The organism is Streptomyces sp. NRRL S-337 (assembly GCF_000720175.1).
GTDB lineage: Bacteria > Actinomycetota > Actinomycetes > Streptomycetales > Streptomycetaceae > Streptomyces > Streptomyces siderophoricus.
The window spans coordinates 1-14202 of record NZ_JOIX01000126.1; the positions used below are offsets into that span (position 1 = coordinate 1).

General features: G+C 74.5%; 14 protein-coding genes. 9 read left to right on the top strand and 5 right to left on the bottom strand.

What is annotated here, in order from left to right:
* Both IG62_RS0139655 and IG62_RS0139660 read left to right on the top strand, forming a co-directional pair.
* The coding region (locus tag IG62_RS0139655; RefSeq protein WP_037840439.1) for a SulP family inorganic anion transporter at window positions 1–546 on the top strand (546 nt) is incomplete at its 5' end.
* Window positions 547–764: 218 nt separating this feature from the next.
* Entirely contained in the window at window positions 765–1214 is a 450-nt protein-coding gene (locus IG62_RS0139660) for a nitroreductase family deazaflavin-dependent oxidoreductase (protein WP_030815713.1), read from the top strand.
* A 23-nt stretch (window positions 1215–1237) separates the two neighbouring features.
* On the opposite strand, the gene IG62_RS0139665 is transcribed toward IG62_RS0139660, so the two are convergent.
* From IG62_RS0139665 to IG62_RS0139675, 3 genes are all read right to left on the bottom strand, one after another.
* Window positions 1238–3226 (bottom strand): ABC transporter permease, encoded by a 1989-nt coding sequence (locus IG62_RS0139665; protein WP_030815716.1) that lies wholly within the window; start codon window positions 3224–3226, stop codon window positions 1238–1240.
* 128 nt (window positions 3227–3354) lie between these two features.
* Complete coding sequence (gene modA, locus IG62_RS0139670) at window positions 3355–4155, bottom strand: molybdate ABC transporter substrate-binding protein (RefSeq protein ID WP_030815720.1); 801 nt, start codon at window positions 4153–4155, stop codon at window positions 3355–3357.
* Between the two features lie 249 nt (window positions 4156–4404).
* Complete coding sequence (locus tag IG62_RS0139675; RefSeq protein WP_030815723.1) at window positions 4405–4800, bottom strand: TOBE domain-containing protein; 396 nt, start codon at window positions 4798–4800, stop codon at window positions 4405–4407.
* A gap of 136 nt (window positions 4801–4936) precedes the next feature.
* On the opposite strand from IG62_RS0139675, the gene IG62_RS0139680 reads away from it, so the two are divergent.
* On the top strand, window positions 4937–5356 hold the full coding sequence (locus IG62_RS0139680) for a TOBE domain-containing protein (protein ID WP_030815725.1): 420 nt from the start codon (window positions 4937–4939) through the stop codon (window positions 5354–5356).
* 446 nt (window positions 5357–5802) lie between these two features.
* The gene (locus IG62_RS0139685; RefSeq protein WP_030815729.1) at window positions 5803–7335 is read left to right on the top strand and encodes a PucR family transcriptional regulator; all 1533 of its coding nucleotides are present in this window, start codon (window positions 5803–5805) and stop codon (window positions 7333–7335) included.
* 46 nt (window positions 7336–7381) lie between these two features.
* On the opposite strand, the gene IG62_RS0139690 is transcribed toward IG62_RS0139685, so the two are convergent.
* The gene (locus IG62_RS0139690) at window positions 7382–7789 is read right to left on the bottom strand and encodes a TOBE domain-containing protein (protein ID WP_030815734.1); all 408 of its coding nucleotides are present in this window, start codon (window positions 7787–7789) and stop codon (window positions 7382–7384) included.
* Between the two features lie 321 nt (window positions 7790–8110).
* On the opposite strand from IG62_RS0139690, the gene IG62_RS0139695 reads away from it, so the two are divergent.
* The 5 genes from IG62_RS0139695 to IG62_RS0139715 are packed head-to-tail and all read left to right on the top strand — an operon-like array spanning window position 8111 to window position 11956.
* Entirely contained in the window at window positions 8111–8296 is a 186-nt protein-coding gene (locus tag IG62_RS0139695) for a hypothetical protein (RefSeq protein WP_030815737.1), read from the top strand.
* Between the two features lie 49 nt (window positions 8297–8345).
* The gene (locus IG62_RS0139700; RefSeq protein WP_030815740.1) at window positions 8346–9008 is read left to right on the top strand and encodes a hypothetical protein; all 663 of its coding nucleotides are present in this window, start codon (window positions 8346–8348) and stop codon (window positions 9006–9008) included.
* Complete coding sequence (locus IG62_RS0139705) at window positions 9005–9988, top strand: DUF6895 family protein (protein ID WP_030815742.1); 984 nt, start codon at window positions 9005–9007, stop codon at window positions 9986–9988. Before IG62_RS0139700 ends, IG62_RS0139705 begins: the two co-directional genes overlap by 4 nt.
* On the top strand, window positions 9985–10905 hold the full coding sequence (locus tag IG62_RS0139710; protein ID WP_030815744.1) for a DUF6895 family protein: 921 nt from the start codon (window positions 9985–9987) through the stop codon (window positions 10903–10905). The genes IG62_RS0139705 and IG62_RS0139710 overlap by 4 nt, the downstream gene beginning before the upstream one ends.
* Window positions 10906–10918: 13 nt before the next feature.
* Window positions 10919–11956 (top strand): serine hydrolase domain-containing protein, encoded by a 1038-nt coding sequence (locus IG62_RS0139715; protein WP_030815747.1) that lies wholly within the window; start codon window positions 10919–10921, stop codon window positions 11954–11956.
* A 16-nt stretch (window positions 11957–11972) separates the two neighbouring features.
* Here the strand turns inward: IG62_RS0139715 and IG62_RS0139720 are convergent, their stop codons facing one another.
* Entirely contained in the window at window positions 11973–14006 is a 2034-nt protein-coding gene (locus tag IG62_RS0139720) for an ATP-binding protein (protein ID WP_030815750.1), read from the bottom strand.
* Window positions 14007–14202: the final 196 nt, after the last annotated feature.

Consider the following 14202-nt stretch of genomic DNA (forward strand, 5'->3'; position numbering starts at 1 on the left):
GTGCAGGCGGGGGCGCGGACCAAGGCGTCGCGGGTGCTGCACGGCGTGTGGCTGCTGGTGTTCGCGGCGGCGTTCCCGGCCGCGCTGGGCATCGTCCCGGTGGCGGCACTGGCGGGTGTGCTGATCCACGCGGGCTGGAAGCTGCTGCCGTGGAAGTCGTGGCGGCCGCTGTGGCGCCAGCACCGCGGGGAGGCCGTGGTGCTGCTGGTCACCGCGCTGGCCATCGTCACGGTCAACATGTTCGAGGGGGTGCTGATCGGTCTGCTGCTGGCGATCGCGAAGACGGCCTGGGAGACCTCGCACGTCCACCTGGACGTGCACACCCCGGACGACGCCGGGCAGCCGGTGCTGGTACGGGCCGTCGGCAACGCCACGTTCCTGCGGCTGCCCAAGATCCTGGACCAGCTCGAAGCGCTGCCCGCCCACCGGGACGTCGAGCTGGACCTGAGCGGACTGCGCCATCTCGACCACGCCTGTGAGGCGGCGCTGACCAACTGGGCCGAGCAGCACCGCCGGAGTCTGCGGGCGGTGGAGCTGGTGTCCTGACGCCCCGCTGCCCGACGGGGGCCCGGCCTCGCGCACCGCACGGTGTGCGAGGCCGGGCCCCGGTCGTCAGGTCCCCGCGGCGGTCCCGCGGCGGGACACGACGGGGCGGCCGGGATGATTGCGTCCGCCGCGGTTGTTGAGCGAAGGTCAGGGCGGCCGGGGCCCAGGTGCGCCGCGGCCGGTGCCATGACCGCCGTACAGGGAGAGAGGACGGGCGGATGCCTCTTCAGGGTGAGTACGAACCGAGCCCGACGCCGTGGGTGCGGGAGCAGGTCGAGGAGTACGAGAGCTCCGGCGGGACGCGGGGCACGACGATCCGTGGGCTGCCGGTCGTGGTCCTGACCACCCGGGGCGCCCGGAGCGGCAGGATCCGCAAGTCCCCGGTGATGCGGGTGGAGCACGAGGGGACGTACGCCGTGGTGGCGTCCCTGGGCGGCGCGCCCAAGAACCCCCTCTGGTACCACAACGTGGTCGCCGATCCCCGGGTGGAGCTCCAGGACGGCCCGGTCCGCCGGGACATGACGGCCCGTGAGGTCACCGGCGAGGAGAAGGCCGTGTGGTGGGGACGGGCGGTCGAGGCATTCCCCGATTACGACGCCTACCAGAAGAAGACGACCCGCGAGATCCCGGTGTTCGTGCTGGAGCCGGCGGCCACGGAACACCACTGAGGCCGCGGGATTTCCGTCGTCCGCTAGAGCGTCACGAGCGAGACCTCGGTGGCCTTGATGCCGGTCCACACCGGCACCCCGTCGGCCAGGCCGAGTTCGAGGGCGGCGGCCGGGGTGATCTCGGCGACGAGGTCGGGGGCGTGCGGCGAGGTGATCAGGATCCGCAGCCGGCTGCCCGCCGAGGTGATCTCCCGTACGGTGCCGGGCCAGACGTTGCGCGGGCTGCCGGCGGGCTTGTCGAGGTGGACGGAGACCGCCTCGGGGGCGATCACCGCCAGCGCCCGGGCGCCCTCGGGGAGGCGGTCGGCGACGACGAGGTGCCCGCCGCCGGCGAGCGCGAGGCCGTCGCCGGTGGCGGTGCCGGGCCAGGCGTTGCGGCCCAGCATCCGGGCGACCCAGGGCGAGCGGGGATGCCGGGTGACCTCGGCGGGCGGGGCGTCCTGGAGGGCGCGCCCGTCGTCGAGGACGAGGACCCGGTCGGCGAGCGAGACCGCCTCGACGGGGTCGTGGGTGACGATCAGGCAGACCCCGTCGAAGCCGGCGAGATGGCCGCGCAGCGCGTGCCGGACGTGGGCGCGGGTGGTCTGGTCGAGGGCCGCCAGCGGTTCGTCGAGCAGCAGCAGGCGGGGGCGGGCGGCCAGTGCCCTGGCCAGCGCGACGCGCTGGGCCTGGCCGCCGGAGAGCTGGGCGGGCCGGCGGTGGGCGAGGTGCCCGACGCCGAGCCGGTCGAGCCACTCCTGGGCGGCGCGGCGGGCCCCGGCGCGCGGGACGCCGTGCGCCCGCAGTCCGTAGGCGGTGTTGCTCAGGGCGTTCAGGTGCGGGAAGAGCGCGCCGTCCTGGGGGACCCAGGCGACGCCGCGGCGGTGCGGGGGCAGGGCGGTGACGTCGGTGCCGCCGAGGCGCAGGGTGGCGTGGGCGCGCGGGGTGAGGCCGAGCAGGGCGCGCAGCAGGGTGGTCTTGCCGGCGCCGTTGGGGCCGACGACCGCGATGGTGGTGCCGGGCCCGGCGTCCAGGGTCAGTTCGGTGCAGCCGGTGACCTCGGCGTGCAGCGGCCAGCGGTCCCCCTGCGGTGCGGCGGCGGGTTCCTGACGGGCCGTCACATCGTGTCGGCCGTCACTGTCGGTCCCGGACGGCTCGGGCTCGTCCGCGGCCGGCGCGGTGCGCGGGGCGCGGCCGGCGGGCAGCGCGCCGGTCCAGCGGCCGCGCAGGCAGATCAGCACGGCCATGGCGATGACGAGGAGCAGCAGGGAGACCGAGGTGGCGGCTTCCGGGGAGTCCTGGAGCAGCAGGTAGACCTGGAGCGGGAGGGTCTGGGTGGTGCCGGGCAGATTGCCGGCGAAGGTGATCGTGGCGCCGAATTCACCGAGCGCGCGGGCCCAGGTGAGCGCGGCGCCGGCGGCCAGGCCGGGGGCGACCATGGGGAGGGTGACCGTGGCGAAGACCCGGACCGGGGACGCGCCGAGGGAGGCCGCGGTCTCCTCGTAACTGGGGCGCAGGCCGGCGAGCGTGCCCTCCAGGCTGATGACGAGGAACGGCATGGCGACGAAGGTGGCGGCGACCACCGCGCCCGAGGTGTGGAACGGCAGGACGATGCCGAAGGTGTCCTCCAGCCAGGGGCCGAGCAGTCCGCGGCGGCCGAAGCCGAGCAGCAGGGCGACACCGCCGACGGTCGGCGGCAGCACCATCGGCAGCAGCACCAGCGAGCGGACCACTGCCTTGCCGGGGAAGGTGACCCGGGCCAGCAGCCAGGCCAGCGGTACACCGAGCAGCAGTGACAGGCCCAGCGCCCAGAAGGAGACCAGCAGCGAGAGGCCGAGCGCCTCGGTGACACCGGGGCTGGTCAGATGCGTGCCGAGGTCGCTCCAGGTGGTGCGGGCGAGGATGCCGAGCAGCGGCATCAGCAGGAACGCGACGGCGACCAGCGCGGGCACCGCGAGCGCGGCGGGGGTACGGGCGCCGGGCGTGCGGCGCCGGGCGGCCGCGGGCCGGGCCGGGGTGCGGGAGCGTCTCATCGTCGGTCCTGGGGTCGGGGGCGGGTCGGGCCGGCCGGTGCCGGCGGGCCGGGGCAGGCCGCCCCGGTGGCGCGCACGGGGCTGTCCGCTCCCCCGAGCCGGGCAGTCCCGTGCGCGCTTCAGCCCCGTTACGGCTTCTGGAAGCCCGCGTCCTGCAGGATCTTCTGTGCCTCGGGGGTGCTCAGCCACTTCACGAAGGCGGCCGCGGCGGCGGCGTGCTTCGAGGTCTTCAGGGTCGCGGCCGGGTAGGCGGCGACGGCGTTCTGCTTGTCGGGGATGTCGATCGCGTCGACCTTCTTCGGCGCGGTGGCGGCGTCCGTCTTGTACACCAGGCCGGCGTCCGCCTCGCCCAGTTCGACCTTGCTGAGGACGGCGCGGACGTTGGGCTCCTGCGAGACCGGCGCGACCTTGAGCTTCTGGGCGTCCAGGACCTGCTTGCCGTAGCGGCCGACCGGCACCTCGGGGGCGGCGAGCACGACCTTCAGCTTGCTGTCGGTGAGGTCCTTGAGGGTGTGGACCTTCTTCGGGTTGCCCTCGCCGGTGACGATGACCAGGCGGTTGTGGGCGATGACGGTCGGGGTACCGGCGTCCGCCTTCAGCCCGTCCATGGTCCTTGAGTCGGCGGTGACCAGCGCGTCGGCGGGGGCGCCCTGCTTGACCTGCGCGGCGAGTTCCTGGGAGCCGGCGAAGGAAAAGGTCACCTTCGTGCCCGGGTGGTCCTTCTCGTACGCCGCGCCGGCCTTCTTGAAGACGTCGGTGAGCGAGGAGGCGGCGAGCACGGTCAGCGGCGCGGTGGAGGTCTTCCCGCCGGACTTCTCGGCGCTCTTGCCGGTCTTGGCGTCGTCCTTGCCGCAGGCGGCGAGCGGGACGAGGAGGGCGGCGGTCACGACCGCGGCGGTGGCGCGGCGTCCGGTGAGGAACGGGGGCATGGGCGGGACTCCTTGTGACGCGGGACGAGGGGGTCGTCCGAGCGGATGGGAAAGCCGCGCCGGTTGGGGCCTCCCCTGCTCGAGGACGTTCGAGAGCTGGGGGAAGGGCGACGCCGCTGGGGTGAGCAGCCGGCCGGTGGGGACGGGGGCGCGGTCCGGCTGTGGTGCTGCCGCGGTGGACGGTGGGGAGCCGGCCCGGTGGTGCGGGCGGACGCCACCGCGGGGGTTCGGGGAGCGGTGGGATGGCCTTCAGGAGCGGTCGATGTGCACGCTGGTGGATTTCACGCGGGCGGTGGCCCGCATGCCGACCTCCAGTCCCAGTTCCTCCACCGCTTCCCGGGTCAGCAGGGAGACCAGCCGGTGCGGACCGGCCTGGATCTCGACCTGGGCGGCGACATCGCCGAGTTTCACGGCGGTGACGATGCCCGGGAAGGCGTTGCGGGCGGAGGTGTACGAGGCGTCGTCCTCACCGGCGCCGGTCTGCGCCACCTCGATGGAGAAGGCGGCCAGATCCCGGCCGTCGATGAGGCGGCGGCCGCTGTCGTCGCGATGGGTCGCGACCTTGCCGGCGTCCGCCCACCGGCGGGCGGTGTCCGGGCTGACGCCCAGCAGCCGCGCCGCCTGGCCGATCGTGTAGGACTGCATGTGCGACAAGATAGGCAGCCGAGCCTGGCAGGTGCAATCCGCAGGGAAGATCTCCGTAGCAAATGCCATCCGGCTTGGAGGAAGGGACGAAGTTCCTCGCGATGCGCGGCCGGGCGGCAGCGCGCAGGGTGTGGGCATGAGTCTGAGCATCCGTAACCAGTTGTCCGGGACCGTCCGCTCCGTCTCTCCCGGCGAGGTCATGGCCCTGGTCAGGGTCCGGCTGGACGGCGGGCAGGAGATCACCGCCGCGGTCACCCGCGAGGCGGTCGGGCAGCTGGACCTGGCGGAGGGCACGGCGGTGCGTGCGCTGATCAAGTCCACCGAGGTCGCCCTGGCCACCGGCGGGGTCGAGGGGCTGAGCATCCGCAACCGGCTGCCCGGTACGGTCACCGACGTCGCGGCCGGCGGCGCGATGGCCGGGGTGAAGGTCGCCGTCGCGGGCGGCGAACTGACCGCGGCGATCACCAGGGACGCGGCCGAGGACCTGAGCCTGGCGGCCGGCTCCGAGGTGACCGCGCTGATCAAGTCCACCGAGATCGCGCTCGCCGCGGTCTGACCGCACCGGCCGAGGCGTCACAGCGACAACTCGGCCGCGCGGCCACGTGGCTCCGGCCGGTGATCGCGCTGATGTGACGTGCACGCCTCGGCCTTCGTGACGACGTGCCGGCACACGAGGGCATCAACTCCCTGCGCTTCCGGCGGGGGTTGCCGGACCTGGTGCAGCACCACCGGCGGACGAGAACGCTGTTGTCCGGCTCGTACGTCGCCGGACCGGTCGGCGTGCCCCGCTGTTGGTCGTCAGGCAGTACACCGAAGAGCGGAACCGCCCGGGACCACTGGTGTGCAACACGGAGAACCACCCTCACCGCGAGCCCGTACCGGATGATCACCCAAGAGGGCTTTTGGCTGGATGATCTTGCATTTACGATGCGGGTACCCACATTCACCTCGTGAATGTGAGATGCCGGGTCCGCCGCCGGCAGCCACTCGAGGAGCCAGCACATGCACGTCCACGATCTCCTGCAGGTCGACTCGCTCGACCTGACCCTGCTGTGGGGCGAGGGCCCCCTGCTCGACCGGGAAGTCCGCGGGGTCACCGCCACCGACATGGAGGACCCGGCGCGGTTCCTGCGGCCGGGCGACCTGGTGCTCAGCGGACTGGTGTGGTGGACGCCCGGTGACGACCGCGCCAAGGCCGACCGGTTCGTCTCCGCGCTGGAGGCCGCCGGGGCGACCGCGCTGCTGGCGGGCGAGGAGACCCACGGCAAGGTCCCCGATGTGCTCGTCGACTCCTGCCGCGAGCACGGCATCGTGCTGGTCGCGGTCCCCGCGCACACCACCTTCCGGGCCATCACCGAGGCGGTGTACCTGCGGCAGTGGGGAGAGCTGAGCCGGCGCCCCACGGACCACTGCGCACTGCCGGAGGACGTCCGCGACGAACCGGCCGCGCTGCCGGCCGCGGACGCCGACCCGGGCGTGCTGCTGGACCGGGCCTTCGCCCCCCTGGACGGGCCGCCCTGCTACCTGCTGTCCGCGACCGGCCGGGTGATCGCCCGGACCCCGGCCGCCCCGCGGCTGACGGCGCGGCAGGCCGTCACGGCCATCGAGGCGGCCGGGACGGGCCCGACGGTGCGGATCGACGGGGACGCCGGGCCGTACGACACCTGGTACCTGCACGTGGGCGGCCGGGCGGACGTCCCGCCGCGGCTGGTGCACGAGATCGCCGAGGTCGTGGCCGGGTACCGCCGGCGGGCCGCGCCGCGGCAGGCGGCCGGGCGGCGGGCCGCGGACGTGCTGGTCGCCCTGCTCGCGGCGGCCGATGCCGGGGCGGCGGACGGCGCGGCGCTGGAGGCGGCACTGCAGGCGTGCGGTCTGCCGGCCGGCGGTCCGTACCGGGTGGTGCTGGCCGCGCTGGGCGGGGAGGAGAGCGACCTGGTGGTGAGCGCGCTGGCGGAGGCGCTACGGCACTCCCCCGGCGAACGGTTCGCGGCCGGGCGACTGCCGGGCGGCGAGGCGGTCGCCGTGGTCCACGCGGCCCCGGACGCCGAGGACTCCACCCCGCTCGCCGAGGTCTGGCCGGCGCTCACCGCCTGCCGTCCGCAGGCGCCGCTGCACGCCGGGGTCAGCGCTTCCGTAGCGGCCCCCGGCGGCCTCAACTCCGCCTTCCAGCAGGCCCGTTACGCATTGGCATCGGCCCGTGCCGCGGCTCCGGACGGTGCCCGGGTGGCCGGTGTCGAGGACCTCGGCACGCTGGCCGAGCTGCTGGCCGGGGTCCCCGCGGAGGTCCGTGCGGCCTTCAGCAGCCAGGTGCTGGGCCCGCTGGGGCGGGCCGGCTCGACGTCCCACCGGATGCTGCTGGAGACGCTGGAGGTCTTCCTGGCCCAGCACGGCTCCTGGGCGCGGACGGCCGAGGCGCTGCACCTCCACGTGAACACGGTGCACTACCGCATCCAGCGCATCGAGATCCTCACCGGCCGCGACCTGTCCCGTCTGGACCACAAGCTCGACCTGCGCGCGGCCCTGCTGTGCCGCTGAGGGAGCCGCACCGGCCGGGCCGCCGAGGGGACGCGCCACCCCCTGCTCAGTCCCGCCCGCCCGGCCGGTCGACGTGCACATGGGTCGACTTCACCCGGGCGGTGGCGGTCACCCCGACCTCGATCCCGAGCTCCTCGACCGCCTCCCGGCTGACCACCGACACCAGCCGGTGCGGCCCGGACTGGATCTCGACCTGGGCGATCACGTCGTCCATCGTCACCTTGGTGACGATCCCCGCGAAGGAGTTCCGCACGGACGTGAGCACCTCACCGGGCACCGGATGCAGCCCGGTGGCGCGCTCCTTGGCGAACGCGGCCAGGCCGACCCCGTCGATGACGCGGTTCCCCCCGCCGTCCCGCTCCATCCGCAGCTGACCGCCGTCGGCCCACCGCCGGACGGTCTCCGAACTCACACCCAGCAGCTCCGCTGCCTGACCAATGCTGTACGTCGGCACGGTCGCACTCTAGGGCAGCCCGGCCCCCGCGCCGCCGGCGGCCGCCGGGCCGTCCCCCGGGGCCCGACGCCATCCGAACGGAGCAGCCACATCCGCCATCGGCGCGAGGGGGCCACCCCTGGCACACCCGGGGCGCCCCGCCGCCGGAGGACGCCACGGGACGGCCCAACTCGCCTTCCATCTCACCACGTTGACGGGCGGAACGCCCTCTGAGCCGACGTCAAGGAGGCGACGGTTCTTGCGATTAGTGCACTTTCTCCCGTTGCGTCCCAAAAACCCCGATGTGAATCTGGTATCCCATTCGTCAAAGGAGTTGATCGCATGGTTACGGATCGCACAGCGCCGGTCGAGACGGCCATCCTGGCCGCCGAGGTCGAGGGACTGCTTGAACCCGCCGAGGCCGACGGCGTCTTCCGCGACACCCGCGAGTGTGGAGGTGCGCTGCTGCTGGCCGCGCTGCTCCTGATCTCGCCGCCCACCCCCCGGCCCAAGACTGACGTCCGCTGAGGGGAAAGCGTTGGCTGAACAGACGCAAGGAGCAGTCCCGCTCAGCGCTGTGATCGCCGATGCCGCAACCGGGGTCGCCCTCGCCCTGCGGGGTGAGGGCGACCCTTATGCGTTGTCCGGCATGCTGCGGCACGAGGATGCGCTGACCCCGGCCGCGGTACGGGTGCTCGGCGCCGATGCGCTGGCGCCGTACGCCGTGGAACACCGGGCGGCACCGGCCGGCGTGGACGACGAAGCGGTGGTGCGGCAGGCGCTGATGGCCTATCCACCGGGTGACGGCGCCTCGGAGGTGTCGCTGTGGAGTTACCGCGGCCTGGTCGAGGCCGCGCACGCGTTCCTGCCCGGGGACGGCCGTCCGTGGCCACCCGCACCGGAGGCCGGCACCGCGTGGGTCGGTGACTCCCCCTGGCCGAAGCTGTCGCACCGGGTGTCCCAGCTGGCCGCGCTGGCCCTGCCGGGGCTGGCGTCCGGCCTCGCCGAGCAGCTCGCCGCCCGTACGGACGACCTGTCCCGGGGCTTCGTCCGGGCGGTCCGCCGCCGGGACTGGCTGCAGGCGGCCGGTGTGGGCCGCTGGCTGGCCCGGCTGCCCGACGTGCCGGGGACCCTCGGGCTGGACAGCGGGCTGGCGTTCGTCCATCAGATGGGCGGCGCCGATCCGCGGGTCGCGCTGCACGTCGCGGCCGCCCGGCGGTTCTACGGGCGGGGCGGGTGACCGGCGGGCACGGCGACCCGGGGCTGCTGGACCACATGGTCGAGGCGAGCCTCGGGTGGCTGGACGGGGCGCGCGGGTCCTTCCGCCTGCCGCCCGACGTGACGACCGACGCCGACCCCAATCTGACCCTCAAGCCGCTCGGCGAGCTGGCGGAACTCAGCCAGCTGATCGGGGCGGTGCACCCCCGGGAGGAGATCCGCCGGACGGCCCGCGGGCTGTTCGCGTTCGCCTGGAACGAGACCCGGGACGGGGAACTCTTCGCCGAACTGATCCGCGGCGAGCCGTTCGCCACCTACCCGGTGGAGCTGTACGGGGTGTTCGCCCGGGCCGGGCTGCGCCATGCCGAGGCCGATGAGCTGGTGCGGACCACCACGCGGCTGCGCGGCTGGCGGGTGGCGCGCGAGGACCACACCCGTACGCTCGGGGTGCTGAACGCCGAGCGGCGGATCGGGCTGCGGCAGCACGCCGACTTCGCCTCGGTGCTGGCGCTGACCGGGCTGGGCCGGCTGCCGGAGCCCTGGGCGCTGGACCGCAAGGCGGCCTACGGCATCACCCACGACGTGTTCCACCTGACCGACTGGGGGCGCGACCGGCAGCGGCTGTCCCCCGAACTCGCCGGCTATCTGCGGCTGTGGCTGCCCTCCTGGCTGGAGAACTGGCTGGAGGAGCAGCTGTGGGACCTGGTCGGCGAGCTGCTGGCGGTGACCGCGTGCCTGCCCAAGGCCCCGTACGATCCGGTGGCCTGGCAGCGGCTGGCCGGTGCGCAGGCGGCCGACGGCAGCGTGCCGGAAATGGGCGCGGCGCCCGGCTCCGGCGACCCGGACGAGATGTTCACCGCCTGCTACCACTCCACCCTGGTGACCGCGTTCGCCGCCACCCTGGCCCGGATCGCCGCCGACGAGGCCGAGGCCGGCCCGCGCGGCGGAGACCCGGTGCTGGTGGGCGGCCGGACGCCCGGCGAAAGCGAGAGTGCCCCGTGACCGTGACGGCCGCGTCCCCCGCCCTGCTGCACGGTGTCGGCGACCGGGCCCTGACCTGGCTCGACGACCACCGCGAGCACTTCCGGCTGACCCCCGAGGACTTCCGCTCGGGCGGTGCGGTGGTCGAACGGCTCAAGCCCATCGGGGAGCTGGCGCTCAACATGCAGGTGCTGTTCCGGGAGGGCGTGGCCGGTTCCCGGCAGAAGGCCCGGGCCGGGCAGCTGCTGGACTTCGCCTGGCGCGAGCTGCTGGACGGCGGCAACGTGCTGGCCCGGCTCCAGCACGACGAGCCGCTGTCCCCCGTACCGCTGGAGGTCTATGCGACCTTCCACGAGCTGGGGCACCGGCACCCGGGGCTGGAGGCGGCGGTGGAGGTGTGCCGGCGCACCGCCACCTGGAACGCGCTGGAGATGATGCCCAACCGGCGCCTGGGGGTGCTGAACGCCGAGCGCAAGCTGGGTCTCGCCCCCAGCAGCGACTTCGCGGAGGCGGTGGCGCGCACCTGGCTGGGGCAGCTGGCCGAGCCGTGGACGGTGCAGCTGCACATCGCCTACGACCTCACCCACACCGTCTTCCACCTCACCAACTGGGGCGAGGCACCCGAGCGGATCCCGCCGGACATCGCGGACTACCTCATGCGGTACCTGCCGGCCTGGACGGAGGACTGGGCGGACCTCGAACACTGGGACCTGCTGGGCGAGTTGCTGGTCGTCGACGCCTGTCTGCCGCGGCCCACGCTGGACGCGGAGCTGTGGGAGCGGTACGCCGCGGCGCAGTCGGACAGCGGCGCGATGCCGATCCAGGGCCGGATGCCCGAGGGCGATCCGGCGCGGGTCTTCGACCTGGTGCACCACCCCACCCTGGTCGCCGCGTTCGCCTCGGCGATGGCCACCTCCCGGGCCATGTCCGCGGTCTGATGGGCGGGCTCTGATGGGCGCGAAAGGCCCCACCTCGCCGGCCGACCGCCTCGCCGACGCGGTCACCCGGATCGACGCGCCGGACGTGGTGCTGGCGGTGACCCGGCGGGGCGTGCGGACCGTGGTCACCGGCGGCACCGCGCTGGCCCCGCCCACCCCGCGGCAGGCCCTGCGCTACGAACTCGGCTCACTGTCCAAGACGTTCACCGTGCTGCTGCTGGCCGACCTGGCCCGGTCCGGGGTGCTGTCGCTGGACGATCCGCTGGTCGGTCATCTGCCCGACCTGCCGCTGCGGTATCCGCACTCCCGCCGGATCACCCTGTGGCACCTGGCCACCCACACCTCGGGGCTGCCGCGGATCCCCGCGGACCTGATCATCGGTGCGCTGCTGCATCCGTACGCCAACGGCTACGCCCGCTACGACACCGAGCGGCTGCTGCGGACCTTCGCCCGCACCCGGCCCCGGAACCGGCCGGGCACCCGCTGGCGGTACTCGAACTTCGGGCTGGCGCTGCTCGGTCCGGCGATGTCCCGCGCCGCGGGCGAGGACTATCCGGCACTGCTCCGCGGCCGGGTGCTGGGACCGCTGGGGCTGTCCGGGACGACACTGGCGCCCGGCGCCACCGGCACCGACGCGGTCGGGCACCGGACGAACGGGGTGACGCCGGTGGCCAGCGCCGACATGGGCGCGTTCGTGGCCGCCGGGTCGGTCCGGGCCACGCCCGGCGACCTGCTCCGGTATCTGGAGGCGCACCTGTCGCCGGAGGACACCCCGCTGGCCGGGCCGCTGCGCGACGTCCAGGTGCCACTGCTGCGGCGCGGCTGGCGGCGCCGCAACACCCACACCCTGACGTGGTACCAGCACCCGGCGCCGCGCGGGCCGTTGCTGTTCCACGTCGGGGCGACCTTCGGGCAGCAGGCGTTCCTCGGGTTCCACCCGGCCACGCACACCGGTCTGGTCGCGCTGGCCACCCGGCGCGGCCGCACCTGCCGGATGATCACCACCGCCTACGAAACGCTGTACGCGCTGGCCGGTGAGCCGCCGGCGTGACCGCGCGGCCCGGCGGTCACAGCTCGCCGGCCAGGATCCGGGGCAGGGAGGTGCCCGGGCGTTCCTCGCTGGCCTGCCGGAAGACCTCCGTGTAGGCCCGGTCGCCGATCGCCGCGCGGGCCCGCTGCTCGCACTCCTCGCGGACCGCGCGCAGTTCCGGGGTGCCGCGCTGGGGGTGCCCGACGGTGCGCCAGAGTGCCTGGCCGCTGCCGTAGACCCGGGCGGCCGCGGCGCCGGCGCCCTGTGCGGCCAGCGCGGCGGCGAGCAGGTCCAGGCCGAGGGCGATGCCGAACTTGTCGCCGATGCCCTGCTTGGCGGCGAGCATCGCCCGGGCGTGGCCGGCCGATTCCTCGGGCCGGCCCTGGAACAGCGAGATCAGGGAGAGCTGGTAGTCGGTGTAGGAGCGGGTCCAGTACTCGCCACGTTCGACGCAGCCGCGGCGCAGTGCGGTGGCCTCGGCGCGGGCCTCGGTGAGCTTGCCGATGCCGGTGAGCGCGAAGATCCGTACCAGGTGGCAGCGCAGCCGCCCCGGCGAGTCGAAGGGGGCGTCCGGCGGCGGGCCGAGGACCTGGCCGGTGACGGCGTGGGCGGACATCGGGCGGCCGGCCATCAGGTGGGTGAGGCCGAGGAGGTAGCCGGCCTCCAGCACCGCCTCGGCGTCGCGGGAGGTCTGCGCGGCCCGCGCGCACTCCAGCCCGAGGGCGTCGGCCTGCGGGAGATCGCCCTGGAGGAGCACGGCGACGCCGAGCGCCCACAGGGCCCGGGTGCGGGCGCGGCTGGGCCTGTCGTCGGCGGCGAGGGCGCGGGAGAGGTAGTCGCGGGCCTCGTGCAGATGGCCGCAGCAGCTCCAGAAGAAGCCGACCGCGGCGCTGAGTTCCTGGGCCCGTTCGGGGGCGGTGACCAGCAGGTGGTCCAGGGCGGTGCACAGGTCGACGTGCGCGTCGGCGATCCTGCGGTACCAGCCGACCTGCCCGGGGCCCAGCCAGCCCTGTTCGGCGCGGCGGGCGTGGCCGACGAAGTGTGCGGCGTGCCGGTCGGCGAGGGCGGACGCCTCACCGAGCTCGCCGAGCCACATCCGGCCGTATTCGCGCAGGGTGTCGAGCATGCGGAAGCGGCCGCCCTCGCGGGAGAGCACGGACTTGGCGGCCAGTCCGGCCAGGGCGGTGTGCACCTCCGCCTCGGTGAGCGGCCCGCCGGTGCACACCGCGCCGGCCGACTCCGTGTCGAAGGTGCCGCGGAAGACCGAGAGCCGGGCCCACAGCAGCCGCTCCAGGGGGGTGCACAGTTCGTGGCTCCAGCCGATGGTGCAGCGCAGGGTGCGGTGGCGGGGCGGCAGCGGCAGCCCTTCGCCGGTGTCGAGGGTGTCGAAGCGGGTGGCCAGCCGCTCCGCGATCCGCTCGACGGAGCTGGTGGCCATCTGCGCGCCGGCCAGCTCCAGGGCGAGCGGAATGCCTTCGAGCTGCCGGCAGATGCCGTCGGCGGTGGCCGCGTGGGCGGGGTCGGTGAGGACGAGGCCGGGGGCGGCGGTGCCGGCCCGGTCGGTGAGCAGGGTCAGGGCGTCGTTGTCGCCGGTGCAGGGCAGCGGGCCGATCTCGGTGACGCGTTCGCCGTCGAGGCCGAGCGGCTGCCGGCTGGTGACGAGTACGGTCACGCCGGGCGCGGCCGTCAGCAGGTCGCCGAGCAGGTCGCGGCAGGCGGGCACGAGGTGTTCGCAGGAATCCAGCACCAGCAGCAGGCGTTTGTCGGTGAGCCAGGAGCACAGCGCGGCGGCCGGGGTGCGCGCGGTGTGGTCGGCGAGCCCGACGGCGTCGCAGACCGTGGCCAGCAGCCGCCCCTCGCCCTGTAACGGCCACAGATCGGCCCAGCCGACCCCGTCGGGGAACCGCGGTACCGCCGCCCGGGCCGCCCGGACGGCGATCCGGGTCTTGCCCACGCCACCCGGCCCGGTCAGGGTGACCAGCCGGTGTGCCGCCAACTCCTGGCCGATCCGCTCCAGTTCGCTCCGTCGTCCGACGAAGCTGGTCGACTCCTCGGGAATGCTGCTCGCCACGGGGCCAGTGTGCCCCAGCTTGGGCCCGGGTGGCGTGGGGTGGCGTGGTGGTCCGGGGGGCGCGGGGTTGACGCCGGGGCGGAAGCGAGTGAGCAGGGTCAGGGCGTGACCACCGGGAACGTCGGGTCCGGGCCGGTGGCGAGGGCCAGGAGGGTGCGGAGGCTGTCTCTTATACACATCTGACGCTGCCGACGAA